The 20,409-nt window shown below is 62.2% G+C and carries 12 protein-coding genes; 5 read left to right on the plus strand and 7 right to left on the minus strand.

The genetic code is table 11. The features are described from left to right. Window positions 1-3: 3 nt before the first annotated feature. From HFP57_RS16485 to HFP57_RS16495, 3 genes are read left to right on the plus strand one after another with little or no spacing between them, the layout of a single operon-like run. Window positions 4-2,250 carry a TonB-dependent receptor gene (locus tag HFP57_RS16485; protein WP_246263210.1) on the plus strand — a complete coding sequence of 749 codons (2,247 nt, stop codon included), beginning with the start codon at window positions 4-6 and terminating at the stop codon, window positions 2,248-2,250. Between the two features lie 11 nt (window positions 2,251-2,261). Further along, a complete protein-coding gene (locus tag HFP57_RS16490) occupies window positions 2,262-3,146 on the plus strand; it encodes an MBL fold metallo-hydrolase (RefSeq protein ID WP_176870817.1) in 885 nt (294 codons plus the stop codon). 11 nt (window positions 3,147-3,157) lie between these two features. Further along, on the plus strand, window positions 3,158-4,390 hold the full coding sequence (locus HFP57_RS16495) for a cytochrome P450 (protein ID WP_176870818.1): 1,233 nt from the start codon (window positions 3,158-3,160) through the stop codon (window positions 4,388-4,390). Window positions 4,391-4,486: 96 nt separating this feature from the next. Here HFP57_RS16495 and HFP57_RS16500 read toward each other — a convergent pair whose 3' ends face one another. From HFP57_RS16500 to HFP57_RS16520, 6 genes are all read right to left on the minus strand, one after another. Continuing rightward, on the minus strand, window positions 4,487-6,691 hold the full coding sequence (locus tag HFP57_RS16500; protein WP_343045270.1) for a TonB-dependent receptor: 2,205 nt from the start codon (window positions 6,689-6,691) through the stop codon (window positions 4,487-4,489). A gap of 17 nt (window positions 6,692-6,708) precedes the next feature. Continuing rightward, on the minus strand, window positions 6,709-7,449 hold the full coding sequence (locus HFP57_RS18115) for an aspartate/glutamate racemase family protein (RefSeq protein ID WP_246263211.1): 741 nt from the start codon (window positions 7,447-7,449) through the stop codon (window positions 6,709-6,711). After that, a complete protein-coding gene (locus tag HFP57_RS16505; RefSeq protein ID WP_176870820.1) occupies window positions 7,446-8,549 on the minus strand; it encodes an S-methyl thiohydantoin desulfurase family protein in 1,104 nt (367 codons plus the stop codon). Before HFP57_RS16505 ends, HFP57_RS18115 begins: the two co-directional genes overlap by 4 nt. After that, window positions 8,542-10,113, minus strand: coding sequence for a hydantoinase/oxoprolinase N-terminal domain-containing protein (locus HFP57_RS16510; protein ID WP_176870821.1), 1,572 nt, complete (start codon window positions 10,111-10,113; stop codon window positions 8,542-8,544). The genes HFP57_RS16505 and HFP57_RS16510 overlap by 8 nt, the downstream gene beginning before the upstream one ends. A 139-nt stretch (window positions 10,114-10,252) precedes the next feature. Beyond that, on the minus strand, window positions 10,253-12,673 hold the full coding sequence (locus HFP57_RS16515; protein WP_176870822.1) for a LuxR C-terminal-related transcriptional regulator: 2,421 nt from the start codon (window positions 12,671-12,673) through the stop codon (window positions 10,253-10,255). 629 nt (window positions 12,674-13,302) lie between these two features. Next, complete coding sequence (locus tag HFP57_RS16520; RefSeq protein ID WP_176870823.1) at window positions 13,303-14,313, minus strand: sodium:calcium antiporter; 1,011 nt, start codon at window positions 14,311-14,313, stop codon at window positions 13,303-13,305. A 143-nt stretch (window positions 14,314-14,456) separates the two neighbouring features. Here HFP57_RS16520 and HFP57_RS16525 point away from each other — a divergent pair, with 143 nt between their 5' ends. Together HFP57_RS16525 and ppsA are read left to right on the plus strand one after the other, a co-directional pair. Then, window positions 14,457-15,125 (plus strand): phosphoribosyltransferase, encoded by a 669-nt coding sequence (locus HFP57_RS16525; protein ID WP_176870824.1) that lies wholly within the window; start codon window positions 14,457-14,459, stop codon window positions 15,123-15,125. Window positions 15,126-15,129: 4 nt separating this feature from the next. Further along, on the plus strand, window positions 15,130-17,514 hold the full coding sequence (ppsA, locus tag HFP57_RS16530) for a phosphoenolpyruvate synthase (protein WP_176870825.1): 2,385 nt from the start codon (window positions 15,130-15,132) through the stop codon (window positions 17,512-17,514). 54 nt (window positions 17,515-17,568) lie between these two features. On the opposite strand, the gene HFP57_RS16535 is transcribed toward ppsA, so the two are convergent. Further along, window positions 17,569-20,193: a cation-translocating P-type ATPase gene (locus HFP57_RS16535; protein ID WP_176870826.1), complete on the minus strand. Its 2,625-nt coding sequence runs from the start codon at window positions 20,191-20,193 to the stop codon at window positions 17,569-17,571. Between the last annotated feature and the right edge of the window lie 216 nt (window positions 20,194-20,409).

A 20,409-nucleotide genomic window follows, 5' to 3' on the forward strand; every position in this document is an offset into this window, starting at 1 on the left:
ACATTGGCTATAGCATCCAGTTCGCTGCTGGCGCTCCAGCCCGCCCATGCGCAGGCGTCCGGCGCGGCCGACACGGAATCGGCAAACGCGCCGATCGTCGTCACGGCAACCAGGCAGAATGCATCGCTGGAAGATACTGCAGGATCGGCATCGGTACTCGGCGCCGACGAGCTTGGGCCGGGCGGCATCCAGAATGTCAGCGATCTTTCCGCGGCGGTTCCCAATGTCTCGGTGGGCGATCAGTTCGGCGTCAATCGGACCTTCATCCGCGGGATCGGGCTGACCAGTATTGACCTCGGCGCCGACGGCGCGGTCGCATTCCTGCAGAACGGCGCGATTATCAGCCGACCCGCAGCCCAGCTTTCGGGCTTTTACGATCTTCAACAGGTCGAGGTGCTGCGCGGACCGCAGGGAACGCTCTACGGCCGCGGCGCAACGGCGGGCGTCATTAATCTCGTCACGACGCGGCCGAGCGATGAACTGGAAGGTTATGGCCGGCTGACCTACGGCAATTACGATGCGATCACCGTCGAAGGCGCGGTGGGCGGCCCGATCACCGATGGTGTGATGGCGCGCGTCGCCGGCAGGTATGAAAATCGCGACGGATATGGTGTGAATCTGTTCACCGGGAACCCGGTCGACGATCGTAACGCTTGGGCCATTCGCGGTTCGTTGCTGTTCGAAGCGGCGCCGGATCTCGAAATACTGGTGGTCGGCGATTATTTCCGCGAAGACGACAATAATTACGCTTTCCACTATTTCGGCCCGACGGTCGTTCCCGAGGCTGCGCTGCCCGGCGCGGTGCTCGGTGGGCAGACGATCTTCGATATTGCTGCCGCCGAAGGCCGCGAGCCGGACCTGCGCAACATCTATTCGAACGAGGAGGCGATCAACGATCGCGAGGGTTGGAGCGCGCAAGCCGTGATCAGTTGGACTCCGGGCGATGTCTCGATCGTTTCGACCACTTCCTATCGCGATTTCGATCGGTTTAACCGCAACGATCTCGACGTCTCGGACGTCTGGGCGTTCGGGCGGAACGACTATACCGAGCAGAGCGAGTCCTTCAGCCAGGAAATCACCGTCGGCTATGAAAACGGGCCGCTGTCGCTTCTCGGCGGCGCGATGTATTTCACCGAAGATCTGTTCGGCGAAGTCCGGGTGCCGACGGTCAATCTAGCCGGCTATTTCAATTTCCTGCTGGGCACCAATTTGCCGGTCGACCTGTTCGATGACGGCAATTTCCTCCAGCGCGGGACGGTTGAGACCGAGGCTTTCGGCGCCTTTCTGCAAGCTTCTTATGAGGTCGTGCCCGATCTGACGATCACTGCCGGTGCGCGATACAATTATGAAGAGCGCGTCGGCGTCGGCCGCTTCACCTTCGAAGCGCAGGGGCTCGATGTCCCGACCGACCGGTCGGCAAGCTGGGACTCGATCACGCCGAAATTCCTCGTCGAATATCGGACGGCCGGGGACACGCTGCTTTATGCCAGCGTGACGCGGGGCTTTAAATCCGGCGTGATCAATATCGGCAGCGTAAACGATGTCATCGATCCGGAATTCGTCTGGAGCTATGAAGCCGGTTTCAGGACGGAGACGGCGGACAGCAGTTTCGCGTTGAACGGTTCGGCCTTCTATTATGACTATACCGATCTCCAGATCGGTTTCGTCAACGAGAACAATATCGTCGAAACGATCAACGCCGCGTCGGCGCGGATCTGGGGCGTCGAGCTCGAGGCCGTGATGCGCCCGGCGGACAATCTCACGGTCCGGGCCTTTGCGACCTATCTCAATTCCGAATTTCAGGATTTCTGCAACGGCTATTATGCCGCGGGCGTTTCCTCTCGCCGGCAATTCCCGGCCTGTCCGGACAATCCGCTGATCAGCGATCTGTCCGGAAATCAGCTGCCCAACGCGCCCGAGCTGACCGTGGCGCTGTTTGCGGACTATCGGATCGATCTGGGCGGCAATGGTTTTCTCGACCTGTCCGGCGATGTGAATTTGCAGGACGAGGTGTTTTTCACCGAGTTCAACAATCAGGACGCCCGCCAGCAAAGCTTCGTTCTGGCCAATGCGAGCATCACCTATCGCTCGCCCGACGAGCGCTGGTCACTGGCCGTTTGGGGCCGCAACCTTTTCGATACCTTTGCGATCGCCAACAACATCACCACGGCACCGCTTTACGGCTTCGTGCGGGTGGGTTCGCTGCGTCCGCCGCGCACCTATGGCGCGACCTTCGGCGTCAACTTCTAACGGGTCACGGCATGGAGCCCCTTTTCCGGATCGGACGTCATCGCGTTTGGCGGATCGAGGAATGGGGCGGCAAATTCGCGCCGCCGCAGGATCTGTTCGCCGAACATGACGAACAGACCTTCGCCGGCGAAGCGGCAGCGTTCACGCCGGATTATCTGCGGGATGGCGAGCTTTACGCCTTCCTGCAGAGTTGGTTGATCGATGCCGACGGTGTTCGAATCCTCGTCGATACAGGCGCGGGAAACGGCAAGGACCGTCCGCATATCCCGGTGTTTGGGCAGCTGGATACCGATTTCCTCGCGCGGTTCGGCGAGACCGGCGTCAAGCCGGACGAGATCGACATCGTCGTCTGCACGCATCTGCATATCGACCATGTCGGTTGGAACACGCGCTGGGATGGCGAAGACTGGATACCGACATTCCCGAACGCCCGCTACCTGTTTCCAGCGATTGATCGGGAGGTTTGGGATCCTGCCGGTTCGCATTATGCCGCGATGTTGGGACGCGACGTCAATGCCAATGTGTTCGAGGACAGCGTCAAGTCCGTGCTCGACGACGGACTCGTCGAACTGGTCAAAAACGGGTTCGAGGTCGGCCCGGGCATCACGATGCGCGACGCCCCGGGGCATACGCCCGGACACATGGTCCTGGACGTTCGCAGCGAAAGCGATTCCGCCCTGTTCACCCGCGACGTGCTGCATCATCCGATGCAGGTCATCCGGCCCAACTCGAACAGCATCTATTGCGAAAATCGGGCCGTTGCGGCCGGAACCCGGCGGAGGATCGTCGCGGAGGCAGCATCGCAAGGCGCACGGATCGTCCCGGCGCATTTCGGCGGTACGCACAGCGTTTTCGTCCGGCAGACGGATCAGGGCTTCAGGCCTGTAAAGGGGTGAGGAGAGCAGACATGGCCATTAGCGAAACGATCAGTCCATTCAACCCCGACGCGCCGCATCTCAGGGTCGATCCCTATCCGACATTTGGGGATTTGCGCGAACAGGATCCCGTCCACCGGGCGGAATTCAGCTATTGGGTCGTCAGCCGCTATAACGATGTCCGCAGTGTCCTCATGGACCGCACGGGGTACGGGCAGGGCGATTTCGTCAAGAATATCCAGCTCTTCTACGGGCCGGATTTCGATGTTCTGGCGCATCCCTCCTACCGATGGCTGTCGGAAGTCTTTCTCATGCAGGACCCGCCACGGCATACGCGGGTCCGCGGTCTGGTGACGGGCGGGCTCACGGCGAAGCGCGTTCGCGCGATGGAGCCGCGCATTCGGGAGATCACCAACCACCTGATCGACGCCTTTATCGATGAAGGGCAAACCGACATGATCGCGAATTTCGCATACGAGCTGCCGGTTCTCGTAATGTGCGACATGCTCGGCATCGAATCGGAGGATGAACGGCTCGCTTCGGTCATCGACGCGATTGCGCAAAGCTTTATCGTCTTCGAGGCGCGTGCGTTGGACGAGCAAGAGCTTGAGACAGCCGACCGGGAAATCATTCGGCTCGAGACATTTTTCGCTGAATTGTTCGAACGCCGAAAGGTCGAACCCAAGGATGATCTGACGACCGCGCTCGTGCAGTCCGGTACGGCGGAAGATGCTCTGACCCACCATGAGCTCGTAACGGTTGCGATAGGCCTGTTCGGCGCGGGGTTCGAGACGACCGCACACATGATCGGCAACGGGCTGCTCTGTTTCAGCCGCTTTCGTGATCAATGGCGGAAGTTGCGCGAGGATCCCAAAGGGCTGGCAGCGAGCGCCGTCAATGAGGTTCTGCGCTATGAGAGCTCCCTGATTGCTACCTATCGGACCGCCCTGGAGCCGCATACGATCCGTGGCCAGGATATCATGCCGGGGGAGAAGGTGCTGACGCTGATCGGTGCCGCCAATCGCGATCCGAGACAATTTGATCGACCGGACGAATTCGACATCACGCGCGAGGATGCCACCCATATGAGTTTCGGAGGCGGTATCCACTTTTGCGCCGGAGCCGAGCTCGCGCGGCTCGAAGGCCGCATCGCCTTTACGGAGCTGGCCCGGCGATTACCCCATTTGACGGTCGAGACCGAAAGCCCCGCCTGGCGCGAAGGCTTCCTGTTCAGGGGCATGAGCCGTTTGCCTGCCTCCTGGTGACGAATTCCGGACAGGCCGCCGTGCGCCGGATTTTCGTCTTCTGGAATTATCTGCCGCGTCTGATTGCCTTTGCGCAACTGTCTGAAAGCAGCCGATTCAGAATTCGAAACCGAGTTCGACGCCTAATCTCCGGGTGGGTCCGAACCAGGCGACAGTCACATCCTGGCTGCCTGAGGTCTGAGCGTAAGTGCGATAGGCTTGATCGAACAGATTCTCAGCGAAGAGCGTGATCCGCCAGCCGTCAGCCTCTTCATTTAGGGTGATACTGGCATTAACGAGCGAATAGGCCGGGATGCGCGCCGCCGGAGACGGATCAAATTGTGGCGTGAAGCTCGACGTGTAGCTGTAATCTGCGCCGAATGAGAGCACCAGCGTATCGGTGAGGTCCGCATCATATCTCCCGCCGGCCGAGATCGTCCATTCCGGCGATGTGGGCAGTTCGGTAGCGCCGAAAGTGAAACCCGTCTTTTCCTCGAGCGAGTTCTCCAGGAATCCCACAGATCCGAACAATGTTAGCGCATTGGTCGGGCGGGCTTCGAGTTCGGCTTCGAACCCATAGATTTCGGCGGTGGCCGCATTACCCGTACGCACCACTGTAGCGCCGCCACTATTGGTCACGGCGGTGAGCTGAATATCCGTATAGTCGTTGTAGAACGCTGCCGCGTTGAAGCGAATACGGCGATCGGCGAGCTCCGATTTGAAGCCGACTTCGTAAGACGTCACCGTCTCGGCGTCGAACGAGGTCAGATCTGCGGGCGAAAAAGGTCTGCCGTTGAATCCGCCGCTGCGAAAGCCCCGCGTTGCGGATGCATAGAGCAACAAATCGTCGGAGACCCGGTAGTCGATACCGATTTTGGGCGAGAAGTTGTCGAAGCTATCGGAAAGATCGGTCGGCGGCACCAATACGAAACCACCGAAGTTCGTGGTGACGCCGTCCAGCCGCTTGGTTTCGTCGGTGTAGCGCGCGCCGAGCGTGACCCTAAAATCGTCGAACAGCTCGTAGCTTAACTGTCCGTAACCGGCCCAGCTCTCTGTATGGTTGTTCGTCAGGATGGTGATCGGAGTGCCGGACAACAGGATCGAACTGTTGAATCTACCGTCTTCGGCAAAGTAATAGCCGCCCAGAATCCAGTTCAGCCGCCCGAGATCATCCTCGCCCGAAAGCTGAATTTCCTGGCTGAACTGCCACTGGCGGGAATCGATGAACTGATCGAGAAAGATCGCAGGCGTCCCGTCAAAATCTTGGCCGGATCGACCTTCCTGATGTCTATAGGAGGTGATCGATTTCAAGGTGACGTTATCGAAATCATGGGCGGCGGTGAAAGCGACACCATAGACTTCCAGGTCATCCACCATCGGCGCGCTCAATCGGACTGCATCCAGATCCGGTTCGCTGTTCAGAAATTGCGCGCCGATCGGATTGGCTGGAAACGCCGCATTATAGGCGGCAGTTGCGGCCGAGGGCTGAAAAGCGACAAGTGTATGCGGCGCCGGCGTACCTTCATGGTCCAGATAGTCGAATGCCAAGTCGAGCGTGGTGGCATCCGAGGGCATGGCGTGAAGCTGCAGCCGCGCCGCGTAATCCTCGGCCTTGCCAAGCTGCTGACTACCGGTTTGGGACGTAAGATTGGTGCCATAACCAGAATCGGTGCGCGCCATCACCGTCAGGCCGGCAGCAAGGCCGTCCGCGAGACCGCCGCTGATACCGGCCATCAGCGAGAAGCGATCCTGACTGCCGCCGCTGATCTCGAGCCGCCCTTCGAAAGCCTCGCGAGGAGTGCGGGTGACTACGTTCACCGCGCCGCCGATCGTGTTCCGGCCGAACAATGTGCCTTGCGGCCCGCGTAGCACCTCGACGCGTTCGACATCGGCGAGATCCAAGGCCGCGCCCGTGACGCGCGCGAGATAGACGCCGTCGAGATAGACCCCGACACCGGGTTCGGCGGTGGTAATGAAGTCGATCTGTCCAATGCCGCGAACAAATACCGACGAGGCGCCCGTCGTCCCCGAAGCGGCCGTGCTGAACTGGACATTGGGAACGTAGCGATACACTTCGGTCAGCGTCTCGATCTGCCGGTTTTCGAGTTCCGCTGCGGAAAGCGCGCTCACCGCAACGGGCGTGTCTTGCAGGGATTCCTCGCGGCGGCGTGCGGTAACAACGATAGTACCGACCTGCCCTGTTTCGGCTTGCGGTTGCTCGGTTGCCTGAGCCTGTGCCGCCGGGGCCAGAGTGGTCGAAGCGAGAAGCGTGGACACCAAGATTGTAGGTCGGATGCTCATTATATGTCTCCCCTGAGTCATTCTGTCGTTGGGGCGGCTCAGCCCTGAAAGGTTGCGAGGCCGGCCATGCTTTTCGGTCCCGGCTTGGGATAGGTCTTGCTCGAATGTGTGAGGCCGGCTTTGACCAATGCCTGGGCGACACAGACCGTCGCCGGAACGGGATCGATCACAGGCACGCTGTACCCGCGGCTTTCCAGCCGTTCGGTGATCGCGTCGGCGCATCCCAGAAAACCGGTGCAACCAAGCACGATCACATCGGCGCCATCCTGTTCGACCGCCGCGAGCGCGATCTCGGCGAGACAATCCTGAACCTCGGCGATGCGTTGCTCGATCTCGAGCACGGGAATGTTGATAACGCGGATCGAGGCGAGTTTGTCATGCACGGCATAAACCCGCGCGAGATCGTCAAGCAGCGGCCTCACGCTGTCGAGCACGGTCACGATGCTGAACTTGTGCCCGAGCATCGCAGCCAGATGCATCGATGTTTCGGCCGGACCCAGCACCGGTATGCGGACGAGCTCGCGCGCGGCCTTGAGGCCCGGATCGCCCATGCAATCGATGATCACGGCGTCCGCTCCCGATTCTTCAGCGGCTAGCGCAGCTTGCATGATCCCGGGAACGGCCAGCGCCTCATCTACTTCGGATTCGATCGAGCTTGGGCCCTTTTCGAGCAGCGAATGCGTAAAATGCAGATCCTTGCCGGCAAGCGGCGCGACGTCGTCGAGGCTGCGAATGCCTTCGGTGATGACCGGGGTGATGATGTGAATCGTGGCGGTCATGAGCGTTGCTCCTTTTGGTTCAGTGCCTCGATCGGGACAAAAGCCTCCTCCGATCCGAAGGCGGCCGGCCCCATGAATTCAAGCGCTTCGGGCGCCCGCAACCGGCCCGGCGCGCCGCAGCCGATTACGGCCACGCGCTGGCCGTAGCGCAGGCTTTCGGTCGGGATCGGCATGGCCGTTTCCCGGTCGACGATGCAGATCAGGTCGGGCACGATCGCCTTCAGCTCGCCATCGACGACGATCGAGATATTCTCGTTTTGAAAGCCGATCTCGGCGCCGCCGTCGCCGTCGAGCGCGGCAAGTGTGCAGCTACCGAATACCCAGCCGGCCGAAGTGTCGCGCGAGATGTCGGTAACCTTGCCGTCGAACAGCCGATAGGCGCTGCCATAGCCCTCCAGCCCGTCCAGCGCCGTCAACAGACGGTCGACCGGATGCGCGTCGCCCTCGCGGATGGCTTTCCCAACCGCAATCGCCGCGCTCACCGTGGCCGGCAGCGCTGCGCGCTTCGCTTCGGCACCCGTCATCGGATAGCAGGACAGGCTGACGCTCGCTCCCATCGCGGCGACCAGGGGGCGCGCAAGTTCCTCGGCCTTGCGGGCATTCTCAGCCTCTATGATCGCGACATTGCCGTGTTCATCGGCAATCGCCAGCGGCGTGCAGCTGACGCCTGCAACATTGAAATTGATCATGTGAATCGAAGGAAAAGCGCGGCCCATGCCATCGGCGTCGATGAGGGGAAGGCCGCGGCTCGCAGCATAGGCGACCGGCATCACCGAATTCAGTCCGCCGATTTCGGCCGATATGATCATGTCGGCGCTCCGCCCTAGGGCTTTCTCCAGGGCCGACACCGCGCGGTGCGCGTCTTCGACGGCGTAGAGCTTCTCTATCATGACGGTCGGGGCACCCATCGCCGCCGCGACGAACACATCGGCATCGTCGGGCACGTCTTCGAGCGCTGCCAACTTGACCGCGCCATGATGCGCAATGGCTTCCTTGCAGAGCAGCGATCCCACATACGGGTCGCCGCCGCCGCCGGTCCCTAGAAACGCCGAGCCGATCGCGAGATCATCAATATCGACCTGCGCTATAACATCAGCCATGGCTGGCCTCCTCGAACGCACCGAGATTGCCAACCGCACGGCAAACGACCCGTGTTGCACCGCCAGGAAGATATTGCAGCGGAAATTCCTCGACCTCGACGATCTCGACTGAAGCTTCGCGGGCGCCGGCCGCAACCGCCTGTTGCACGGCGAGCTCGCGTGCTTCGCACAGCATGGCGTCGCGTACACCGCTTTCCATATTATAGATGCGGTCGATCTCGCCGCTGACTTGGCCAATGGCGGCGCCGACCGCGTTCGCGACCTCGGCGCCTTCAGGCCGGTGGACCTCGTTCACCCCCCTGATATCGCCCGCCACAAGCACCGCCCCGCCGCCGACAAGTATCAAGGGAACCGCTGTCTTGCTCGTCTTCATACGATCAATGCCGTTCTCGATCATGCCGGTGATGAGAGCCGCGGCGTCGGCGACCGCCGCTGCGGGAAGTCCATCGACGCGCGACCGATCGCCAAAATCCGCGTTACCCGCCGCCACCGCGATGTCACTCGCCGTGAGGATGGACCCGCCGAAGACGAGCGCGTCCCGGTGCAATCTGTTGCCAACGGAATCGGGCCCGATAGCAAGCGATGCCGGATCGCCGATGTCGCGTACGCGGCTGCCGCCGCCCAGCCCGAGCGAGAGGATGTCAGGCATACGGAAATTCGTCCGGACCCCGCCAATGTCGACATGCATGCTCGACTGGCGCGGAAATCCGTCCATAAGCACGCCGATATCGGTCGTCGTGCCGCCGATATCGGCGACCAAGGCGTTGGAGAGTCCGGCTAGAAGGGCCGCGCCGCGAAGCGAATTGGTCGGTCCCGCGGCAAAGGTACGCACCGGATAGCGGTGCATATGCGCAACGCTCATCAACGTGCCGTCATTCTGACTGATGAAGAATGGCGCATCGATACCGAGTGCGTGCAGCGCCTGCGCAAAGGCATCGGCGACATGGGCGGCAAGCGTTTTGAGGCTCGCATTCATGATGGCCGCGTTTTCGCGTTCGAGCAGCCCGATCCGTCCGACCTCGCTCGACAGAGTAATATCGGCTTCGGGCATACAATCCCGGACGATTTCGGCGGCGCGTTCCTCGTGGCTGGCGTTGAGCTGGCTGAAGACCCCGGAGATGGCGATATGCGTCACACCCGAAGCGCGAATGCCCTTCGCACATTCAGCCACCGCTGTTTCGTCGAGTGCCGCTATGGGCTGGCCAGTGAATTCGAAGCCACCGCGCACGACATGCCTGCCGCCGTCGACCGCGTCCGACAGTGCCTTAGGCCAGCCAGCGAGTGGCGGAATTCCTCGTGCCGCCGGAAAGCCTATCCGGATCGTGGCGACGCGATTCAACGTTTGCGCCTGAACAAAGGCGTTGGTGAACTGGGTCGTGCCGATCATGACGCTGCGTATCGATTCGGGCCTGCACTGGCTTTTCGTGAGCAGCGCACCGATCGCCTCCCGAATACCGCCACTGATATCGTCGGATGTCGCGCGTTTTTCGAAACTCTGGACGTCGCGACCGGACATCAGCACGGCATCAGTGTTGGTCCCTCCGACATCTACTCCGATATGCATGGATACGTCGCCTCCTTCACCGACAAGAGAGCGGGCGAGGCTGCCGGGCACAAACCATTATCTTAGTAGGATGCGGTATACTGCCTAGTAGGTATAACTTATGGAAGTGATGGAAGGATGCTACTAGATCATGTAGTATCTAATGCGGTTCGGCGTGTTTCGCCTTGGCCAGCGCGTCGACCCGGTCGTGCACACGCAGTTTTCTATAGATGTTTTTCAGGTGGAATCGGACGCCATGTTCACTGATACCGAGCCTGCGTCCCACGACTTTGTCCGAACCACCTTGCTCCAGCGCGTCAAGGACTTCGCGCTCGCGTGGCGTAAAGACCGCTCCATTCACTCGCGTTTCTTGATCCCCGAACCACCGGCGCAGTGAACCGAACAGTTTGGCGTGATCGTCTTGACCTGGAGGCTCGTCCAGACGCGCCCGTATTCGCGAGGCGACCGGGTCTCCGCCGAATTCTGCAAATGCGCGGCTAAATCCGTGCCTCGATCCGATCCCCAGGGCTCGCTCAAAACGACGATCGGCCGCGTCGCTTTCGCCGATCCGATCGTGCGCCGCAACCAGCAACAGCAAGCCTCGTAATTCACTGCGACGCAGCTTGCGCTGTGCGGACCGTTCGACGAATTCGTCCAGCCTGGCGCACGCCTCCTTAGTTTCACCTGCGGCGAGCAGCGCATAGCCGTTCGACAAGGCGATCAGCTCGCTGGCCTGCCAGGCAACTACGGCGTCGGGCACATTGACCGCCGTCGGAGGCTCGGTGCCGTCCTCCCCGCGCAACCATGCCTCGCCGGACAGACAATTGCCGACATCCCTCACAAAGTCGGCGACCCGCCCCAAATCCTGCGCGCGGAGCTGCTCTTTTTGCGCGTCAAGCGCCGCAAGCGTTGAGGATAGACCGATCTCGGCGGCCAACAGCCGCGCATAGGGCTCATAGGCTGCAGAATAGACGTCAAACCAAGCTTCGCTTTGCGGCATTCGGTGCGCGGATTTGCGTAAATGCGAACGCGCGCTCGAGAGGCGGCCAGTCTCGAATTCGAGATAGGCGGTGATGGCGTGGAGCACGGTCTCCACCCCGGCATCCTTGGGGAATTTCTTGCGGAAAGATCGCTGCGCGCCCTTCAACATCGCGCGCGCGGTCGCAATCTCGCCGCGTGCCAACTCGATATTGGCGCGGTGAATGTCGAGAAACATCAGATTGTAATCCGAGCCGGCGTCGCGCGAATAGCCGACCGCCTCGGCAAAATAGCCGAGCGCACGATCAAGGTCGCCCGACTGTGTCCGCAATATGCAGCGCAGAGTCGTAATATAGGCTTTCCAGGCCGGATCGTCATTGTTGCGCAAAACGATACGATTAAACGGCTCCAGGTCGCTCTCACTCGCCGCCCGGCAGCCATATATCAGGATCGTCGTGCGAATAACCTCCGCATCGCGCAGTCCGTCCGGATCTCCTTCAAGCAATGGCAGGCTTTCGGCGAGCAGGGCTTCGGCCTCCGCGATCCGTCCTTCTTTCAGATGAATGACGCATTGGAGTAGCCTGAACCGCGGCTCTTCCGCCAATTCCAACGGTGCGGCGCGATCGACGAGTAGCTTGATGACATCGAAGCCGCCGGTGACCCACAATTTCAATCCCTGCGCTCGCCGCAAATACTCGCTGCTCGCGCTTCCGCCGCCGGACTGGATGGCGAGCGATGCCGCCTCGGGAATGCGTCCCGCCGCGTCGCAGGCCAGTGAGGCGTGTGCCATGATCGCTTGTCGATCGATCCGAGGCAGCATATCGAAGCGGCGCTGGAGGTGCTGTTTTAGGAGCGGGTAGACATGCAGCTCGTCTTCCTTCCAGATGACTAACCCCTCCAATCTCATGGCAATGTCGGGAAGCAGCGTGCCAAGAACGTCATCGGGGCTGACCGCATTGAGCATCTCACTGCTGCATCCGTCCAACAGGCTCGTCATCATCAACGCACGAACCCAGTCGGCTGGCAGATCCGAGAGCACCTCCTGTTCAATATAGGCGCCGATGCCAGATTGAGCGATAAACTGGCCCCTTTTATCCAGCCGGTTGCGGGGCCGGGCTAGCCAGTCGGTCAGCGTTCGCACCGCGGCAGGCCAGCCTTGTGCCCAGTGCGCAATTTTAATCGCCGCAGCACGCCCGACTGCGCCCTGGCACTGGCGGATTATCTGTTTCCGTTCGATGCGCAATTCGTCGACGCCGATCAGCTGGACCCCGCCTTCCATTCGTAGGCGCGCGATCGGCAGGTTGAACAGATCACGGGCTGCTATGACCGCGCTGCCGGAGCGGCTTTCCAGTACGCGCGTTAGCAATCCCGGATCGGCGAAATCCGCTATGAACGCATGCGGTTCGTCAAGGAGCAAGATATGGTCCGACGGTGCCTTCGCCATCAGGTCGAGCAATGTCACATGTCCTGCGAACTGGCTTGCCTTATAACAAACGCATGGCACTTTCGACAGCCGTGCGAAAGTCTCGAGCAGGCTGGTCTTGCCGTACCCGGCCGGAGCATGAACGATCGAACAGCGCGCACTGTGGAGGCTCGCGGCCAACTCCGTCTTGTCGAATTCTAGTCCACGCCAATCCATTCGTTTTCGATGCTAGCGAATTTGCAACTGCAATGGCAAATTGGCGGTTGAGCCGTGATGTGTCCGCTGGCGAATATGGCGTGGAAGCGATTTCCCTTATGGCTGGACGTTCGTGTCCACTGACTTGAATGTCCGCTATGGCTCGGTAGCCGAACGGCGGATTTCTCACCTTGGAAGTCCAAAAACCGGACAGGCCGCTTCCGGCCGTAAGCGGACTTGTTCGGAAATGGCCGGAAGCGGTCACATCGTGAAGAAAAAGTTCGACGTGGTATTAAACATGGTATTCGACTGACAATTTCACGAATAGTTTTTATACTTCAATGACTTGCTTGCCCATTGCGAATCCCGCCCTCGCCGCCATTTTCCTGTTCGCATACCTTCGTGGATGTGCGCTAAAGCCCTTAAAATCTGAAGTGTATTGGCGATGCGCGGTTCGCGCTCATCCATTGATGATCGCCCGCATCCGCGTCAAAATATGGAGACGGATTTGAGAAACAAGCGCCATGGGTGAGTTTACGGCCACCAGGGTCAAATCGTTGAACGAACCCGGCCGCCACACTGATCGTGGATGCGGTGACAGCGCAAAGAGCCGTCTAGAGCGCTGTCAAAAAAATTGCATAGACGTTTAGAATATAGACCAAAAACAGCGCGATGCTCGTCCAGCCGACGGTCCTGAACAGGCGGGTTTTCGGGCGGTAGAGCAGCCCGGCGATCACCACGCCGCACATGATTACGGCCGCCATCGCGGTGACGGCATGGCTGTTCGAAGCGTCGTCCAGCAGGATGCCCCTCGAATAGATGACATCCTCGATGGCGAGAATGAGAATGTTGAACAGGTTGCTGCCGAGCAGATTGGCGATCGCCATGTTCACCGAGCCCAGCCGCAGTGCCGCGAGCGAAACCGACAATTCGGGGAGCGAGGTCGCCGCGGCGATGAAGATCGTGCCCATGATGCTGCGATCGAGGAAGGTCTGGTCCGCGATCCTCGCGCCCACGACCGGGAGCCAGAGACCGCCTAGGACGATCGCCAGCGCCGCGATCGCGAACATCGCCTGGGCCTTGTTGAGCGATCCGGTCGGCGCTTTCTTCACGGCCTCGCCGGCGCGTTCCCGGATACGGGCCTCGTAATTGTGGATGGCGCGAGTGGCGATTATATAGACGATCACGATCACGAGCGACGTCGCGCCGATATGACCGAATGACAGGGTCAGCCCGAGGTCGCGCACCATGAGGGTGAGCCCGGCAATGCCGATCAGCATCGTGCCGAAACCCGCCGACAGGATGTGCGCCTGCCGCGCCTGCCGGTAGACCGATTCGCCGCGGACCACGAAATCGAGAACCACCAGCATCGCGAGGTTGAAGACGCAGCTCCCGAACACGGCGCCGACCGCGATGTCGGGCGCAGCCGCGGCGCTGACCGATGAAATCCCGGCCGCGAGCTCCGGCAGCGACGTCACCGACGCGAGCAATATGAGGCCGATCCAGTTGTCGGAGATATTGCGCCGCGCTGCGATGATTTCGGCGTTGCGGGTCAACCGCGGTGCGGCGAACAGGATCAGCAGGGCGGCGGCAAGGAACTGCGTCCAGAGGATCGCGAGGCTCACGGCGGTCGTCTCCCGATGGTCCCGCGCTGCGGCGGACGGTGCGAGCTTAGCCGTGCGGAAATGCGCGGGGCTTGATGCCCGTCAATATCTCGACCGCGCGGCGGTCCGATACTGTCGGCGAACGCAGGATGAGAGGCGAAGCCATGCGATTTTGGAAGCGCGCGCAGTTCAGCGACCGCCGGGATGCGGGGCGGCACCTGGCATTGCGCCTGATCGGCATGCGCGTGAAAAACCCGGTCGTTATCGGACTGTTCCGCGGCGGGATTCCGGTCGCCTACGAGGTTTCCCAACTGCTGGAGGCGCCGCTTTTCCCCGCCATCGTCCAGTCGATCGATGCACCGGCGGAGACCGGCCTTCCCCTGGGCGCGATCGTCCATGCCGACGCCCCTGAAATCGTCTGGAACGATGACGTCGTCCATGCCTATTGCGCGAGCCAGGCCTGCCTGGACGAGGCCCGCGAAAAGGCCGAGGCGAAACTCGAACGCCTCCGGGCGGCTTTCGGCGAGAGCGCGCTGCATTCGGTGGCCGGCCGGCACGTCATACTCGTCGACGACGGATCGGCGCCGGCCGCGACCATGCGGGCCGTCATGCAGGTCCTTCGCAAGCACCGGCCGAAGGACATCACCTTGGCGATCCCCGTGATAGTCGGGAACAGTCTCAGCGAGGTGGAAGGCCTTGCCGACGAGACCGTCTGCCTTCACCGCACGGACGATCTCGAGTCCGTCGACGACGCCTATCGCGACTTCGGCGCCGTCAGCGATGCCGATCTGTGCAAAACGATCCGGCAGGCTCCCGGAGAGCGGGCGGCGTGAGCCGATGACGGCCGCGCTGGTTCGGGCGTTCTCCGAGATCGGGTTGGCCGATATTGCGGAGGTCGGCGGCAAGAATGCGTCGCTGGGCGAGATGATCGGCGCATTGGGCGGCAAGGGCGTTTCCGTGCCCCAGGGGTTTGCCACGACCACCGATGCCTTTCGCCTGTTTATCGAGGAAAACGGCCTGGCACCGATGATCGCGGAAACGCTGGCCGAGCTCGGATCGCCGAGCGGATCGGAGCTCGAAAAGGCCGCGCGTACGATCCGGGAAGCGATCCTGGCCGCGCCAATGCCGGGTCCGGTCGCCGCGGCGATCCGGGAGGCCTATGCCGGTCTCGAAACGCAATATGGCCGCGGCGTATCGGTGGCCGTTCGCAGCAGTGCGACCGCCGAAGATCTGCCGCAGGCGTCCTTCGCCGGTCAGCATGACAGCTTTCTCAACATCAGCGGCGCGGACGATGTCGTGCAAGCGGTGCATCGCTGTCTCGCCTCGCTCTATACGGCGCGCGCGATATCCTATCGCGCCGATCACGGCCTCGCCGATCTGAAGATCGCCCTGTCGGCGGGCGTCCAGAAAATGGTCCGCGCCGACCGGGCCTCCTCGGGCGTCGTATTCACGCTCGATACCGAATCCGGCTTTCGCGACGTCGTGATGGTGACGGGCGTCTGGGGGCTCGGCGAGGCGATCGTCCAGGGGCTCGCCGAACCCGACGAATTTCACGTCCACAAGCCAACCTTGCGCGCGGGATACCGCTATGTGCTGCGCCGGCGGATCGGTGCCAAGGAGTGCCGGATGGTCTATGCGCGGCGGGCCGGAGGCGATCGCACCGAACTGCGCCGCACCACGCTCGCGCAACGCAGCAGTCCCTGTCTGAGCGATGCCGAGATCGTGCAGCTCGCCGAACAGGCGCTGACCGTGGAGGCGCATTACAGCGCGGCCATGGCCGCCGATACGCCGATGGATATCGAATGGGCGAAGGACGGCCCCGACGGCGAACTCTTCATCATCCAGGCGCGACCCGAAACCGTCCATGCCCGTGCCCAACAGCGTCTTCGGCAGTACCGGCTGATCGGGACGGGCATACCGATTGCCGAGGGGCAGGCGGTCGGCAATGCGGTGGCCGGCGGCATCGTGCGGCCGGTCGCGTCGACCGCCGATCTGGACAAGGTCGGCGACGGCGATGTGCTGGTCTCCAAGGCGACCTCGCCGGACTGGGAGCCGGTGCTCAAACGCGCCGCCGCGATCGTCACCGAAAGCGGTGGACGGACCTGCCATGCCGCGATCGTCGCGCGCGAGCTGGGTGTGCCGGCGATCGTCGGCGTGGCCGATGCGCTGGATATTCTTCAGGATGGCGACCGGGTCACGATATCCTGCGCGGAGGGGCTGACCGGTCGCATCTATCCGGGCGACGTGCCGTTCGAGGTCGACGAGGTCGACCTTGCGGATCTTCCGGAGCCGCCGGTGAAGCTCATGGTCAATGTGGGCAATCCCGATATCGCCTTCCAATCGGCCCGCCTGCCGGTCGATGGGGTCGGTCTGGCGCGCAGCGAATTCGTCATGGCCGAGGCGGTCCGCGTGCATCCGATGGCGCTGCTCCGGCCCGAAGGGATCAGCGCGAAACGGACGCGCCAGCGCATCGAAAAGCTCGTCGCGCCCCATGGCGGCGGTGAGGATTATTTCATCGACAGCTTTGCCGAGGGCGTCGGGACGATCGCCGCGGCCTTCTACCCCCGGCCGGTGATCGTGCGGACGTCGGATTTCAAGAGCAACGAATATGCGGCACTGCTCGGCGGCAAGGATTTCGAACCCGCCGAGGAAAATCCGATGATCGGGTTTCGCGGCGCGGCGCGCTATGCGCACCCGGACTATCGGGAGGCTTTCGCGCTCGAATGCCGGGCGCTGCGCCGTGTGCGCGAGGCGATGGGCCTCACCAACCTGATCGTGATGATTCCCTTTTGCCGGCGTATCGAAGAGGCGCGGCAGGTGCTCGACATCATGGCCGGTCACGGCCTGAAGCGCGGCGAGAATGGCCTGCAAATCTATATGATGACCGAGATCCCGAGCAACGTGATCCTCGTCGACGATTTCGCCCGCTATTTCGACGGCTTTTCGATCGGTTCGAACGACCTGACCCAGCTCACGCTCGGTATCGACCGCGATTCCGACCTCCTCGCCGAGGGTTTCGACGAACGCGATCCCGCGGTCGAAAAACTGATCGCCGCGGCGATCGAGGGCGCGCACCGCAACGATCTGAGCTGCGGCATTTGCGGGCAGCGGCCGTCCGACGACCCGGCCTTCGCCGCCTGGCTCGTCGACCAGGGTATCGACAGCATCAGCGTAACGCCGGACAGCGTGCTCGCCGTGCTGCGGCAGTTCGACAACCGATAGGCGGCACGGACGACCGTCAGCCGACGGTCTGGCACTTTGCTTCGGAGCGTCGATTCAGCGCAGGTCGGGCTCGGATATCCAGTGTTTTCTCGCTGGAGCGAACCTGTTTCGCACGGCCTTGAGCAATTCGGACAGTGCGAGGCCGGACAGCGATACGAGGACGCAGATCGCCAGTTCTCCGGCCGACAGGGGCGCTGTGTAGAACAGCGCGTTGCCGAGCGCGGAATAGACGACGGCCAGATGCAGGACCACCGTCAGAATAATCGCGAAAATCAGAGCCGGATTGCCCAGCGGATTGAGCAGGAAGATCGACCGCCGGTCGGACCGGACGGCGACCGCCTGGCCGAGCTGGAGAAAGGTGAGCACCGTGAACACCATGGTCTGCCAATTTTCGTTGCCGGCATCGAGAGCGGCGATCTGTACCCCCACGGTCACGATCGCCATGAACGTGCCCATGATGGCGATATGCCGCCACATCGCGCCGTCGAACAGACCGCTGCTGGGCGGATGCGGATGCCGCTTCATGATGTCGGGTTCCGCCGGCTCGCCGGCCAGGGCGAGGCCCGGAACACCGTCTGTGACGAGATTGATCCAGAGGATTTGCAGGGGCAGCAGCGGCAGCGGCAACCCGAGGACGAGCGCGATGAACAGCGTCAGCACCTCGGCGAGGTTGCACGCCAGCACATAGCGGACGAACTTGCGGATATTGTCGAAAATCCGCCGCCCTTCGCGCACCGCGGCGACGATCGACGCGAAATTGTCGTCGAGCAGGATCAGGTCCGCGGCCTCACGGGCGACGTCGGTGCCGATACGCCCCATCGCGACGCCGATATTGGCGCGCAGCAGGGCAGGGGCGTCGTTGACGCCGTCGCCCGTCATCGCGACGAACTGCCGGTGATCCTGCAGGGCTTGGACGATCCGAATTTTTTGGGCGGGGTCGACGCGCGCGTAGATGTCCGTGCTGAGGACCCGGTCCATCAGTTCCGCGTCGTCCAGCGCGGCAAGTTCCGGTCCCGTGATTACGGTGGCCGTGTCGCCAACCAATCCGATCCTGCGGCCGATCGTCTCGGCGGTCTGGGGATGGTCGCCCGTTATCATGACCGGCTTGATCCCCGCGGTTCGGCACGCCGCGATAGCCGGAGCTGCTTCGGGGCGTGGCGGATCCATCAGCCCGACCAGTCCCAGTAACTCGAAGCCATCGCCGGGGTCGTCGCCGGCCGGCGGCGAGGCAGAAATCCGGCGTGCAAAGGCGAGGACGCGAAGGCCGGAGTGCGCCAGCGTTTCGGCCTTTCGCTGCGCTTCGGGAAAGGATGGAAGCAGGACTTCCGGCGCGCCCTTCATATAGGAGACATAGCCATCGGCCGTCCGGTGGACGGTCGTCATGCGCTTGCGTTCCGAGCTGAAGGCGAAGGTCTTGGTCCGCGGCTTGTCGCGTTCGAGATCGGCCCGTTCATATCCGGACTCGCCGGCGAATTTGGCCAGGGCGAACTCGGTCGGCTCGCCATGCTGATCGCCGGCGCCGGCGCCGCCGATATCGGTGCACAGCGCCATTGCTGTGAACAGCTCGGTGGGATCGTCGCTTTCGATTTCGGCGACCTCCATCCGGTTTTCGGTCAGCGTGCCGGTCTTGTCCGCGCAGATATAGGTGACGGAGCCGAGCGTCTCGACCGCCGCCAATCGCCTGATCAGCGCATTGTGCCGCGCCATCTTGCGCGCGCCGACGGCCAGCAGGACGGCGACGACCGCGGGCAGGGCTTCGGGTATAGAGGCGATGGCGACGCTCGCTGCGGTCAGCAGCATCACGAGGGGCGGATGGCCCAGGATCAAACCGGTCGCGAACAGTATGGCGCAGATCGCAATGGCGGCGATCGCGATGCGACGGCTGATTCGCGCCAGCCTTTGCTGCAGCGGCGTCGGCGGCCGGCTCCGTCCGTGCAGGGTCGACGCGATCCGGCCGATCTCGCTGCGCGGTCCGGTCGCGACGACGATCCCCAGTGCCGATCCCCGCGTCGCCAAGGTCCCGCTGAACGCCATATTGGCCTGATCGCCCAGGGCCAGATGTTCGTCCGAAATCGCCGGCGCCGATTTCGCCTGGGTCAACGATTCTCCGGTCAACGGTGCCTCGTCGACCTCCAGGTCTTCGACGGACGTCAGGCGCATATCGGCCGGTACGAGGCCGCCCGCCGATATGGCGACCAGGTCGCCCGTCACCAGGCGCGTGGCGTCAACGGTCTCGTTCCGCCCGCCCCGGATCACGATCGAATCATGCGGCACGAGGCCTTTCAAGGCCCGGATCGCGCGGGTCGCACGCGTTTCCTGGGTGAAACCGATTGCAGCATTGAGCATCAGTATCGCCGCGATCAGGGCGGCGTCGGTCGTTTCGCCGATCAGCGCGGCGATACCCGCGGCACCGAGCAAGACGAGGATCATGACATCCTTGAACTGGGCGAGGAAACGATAGACCCATGACCGGCCTTTTGGTTCGGGCAGGACATTCGGCCCATCGCTCGCGAAGCGCGCGGCCGCCTGTTCGGCAGTAAGGCCGGCGACGAGATCGGTATCGAGAATCTCCGCTATCTTATGCGCTTCGAGCGCGGACCAGCGGTCTGTCGATGCCGATCCGGCAGTGGGATCCTGCTTGTGATCGTGGCAGCCTTTGTTCGCGACGGTCGTGGGCATGTCCGTTCACGTATCAGCGCTGGCAACGTGGCCGTTGATATCCGTCAAGCATCGGATATGCGACCGGCGGCAGCCGTTCCCGCGCTATCGAATATCGGCCACGGCCGACCGCTGCGATCGCCGGTTAAGGGGGAACCCTTATAGCCAGGGCGTCGTCTTTGCCCGATTAGGTAAGTTGCACAAAATACGACATTTCTGTGCTTTCCATGGAGGCGG

The organism is Parasphingopyxis algicola (assembly GCF_013378075.1).
Classification (GTDB): Bacteria; Pseudomonadota; Alphaproteobacteria; order Sphingomonadales; family Sphingomonadaceae; genus Parasphingopyxis; species Parasphingopyxis algicola.

Coding starts and splice junctions, on each gene's coding strand:
- HFP57_RS16490 (WP_176870817.1), top strand. CDS start 2,262: ATGGAGCCCCTTTTCCGGATCGGACGTCATCGCGTTTGGCGGATCGAG.
- HFP57_RS16495 (WP_176870818.1), top strand. CDS start 3,158: ATGGCCATTAGCGAAACGATCAGTCCATTCAACCCCGACGCGCCGCAT.
- HFP57_RS16500 (WP_343045270.1), bottom strand. CDS start 6,691: ATGACTCAGGGGAGACATATAATGAGCATCCGACCTACAATCTTGGTG.
- HFP57_RS18115 (WP_246263211.1), bottom strand. CDS start 7,449: ATGACCGCCACGATTCACATCATCACCCCGGTCATCACCGAAGGCATT.
- HFP57_RS16505 (WP_176870820.1), bottom strand. CDS start 8,549: ATGGCTGATGTTATAGCGCAGGTCGATATTGATGATCTCGCGATCGGC.
- HFP57_RS16510 (WP_176870821.1), bottom strand. CDS start 10,113: ATGCATATCGGAGTAGATGTCGGAGGGACCAACACTGATGCCGTGCTG.
- HFP57_RS16525 (WP_176870824.1), top strand. CDS start 14,457: ATGCGATTTTGGAAGCGCGCGCAGTTCAGCGACCGCCGGGATGCGGGG.
- ppsA (WP_176870825.1), top strand. CDS start 15,130: ATGACGGCCGCGCTGGTTCGGGCGTTCTCCGAGATCGGGTTGGCCGAT.
- HFP57_RS16535 (WP_176870826.1), bottom strand. CDS start 20,193: ATGCCCACGACCGTCGCGAACAAAGGCTGCCACGATCACAAGCAGGAT.